Source organism: Streptomyces sp. GbtcB7 (genome assembly GCF_019091445.1).
Classification (GTDB): Bacteria; Actinomycetota; Actinomycetes; order Streptomycetales; family Streptomycetaceae; genus Streptomyces; species Streptomyces mirabilis.
Genome location: NZ_JAGXJM010000539.1, coordinates 1 through 241, shown reverse-complemented (window position 1 = coordinate 241; position 241 = coordinate 1). Strand labels below are relative to the sequence as shown.

Annotated in this window: 1 pseudogene; it reads left to right on the top strand. The window is 68.5% G+C overall.

Annotated elements, in window-relative coordinates:
* Positions 1 to 241 (top strand): annotated as a pseudogene (locus KVT44_RS56735) (sulfite oxidase-like oxidoreductase); the annotation flags it as partial.

Here is a 241-nt window from a genome sequence, read left to right as displayed (position 1 = left end):
CGAGGAGTTCACGGCCCTGCCGTACACCTCGGTCGTAGCCGCTCTGCACTGCGTCACGAAGTTCAGCATGATCGGGGCCGAACGGGGCGGTATCCCGGCGCGCACGATCCTGGGGATCGCCCCGCCCGCGCCCACCGTCACCCATGTCATGGCCTGGGCGGGGTACGGCTTCAGCTCGAATCTGCGTCTCGACGACTCCGCCTCCGACCGCACGTTCTTCGCCCCCCACAAGGACGGCGAA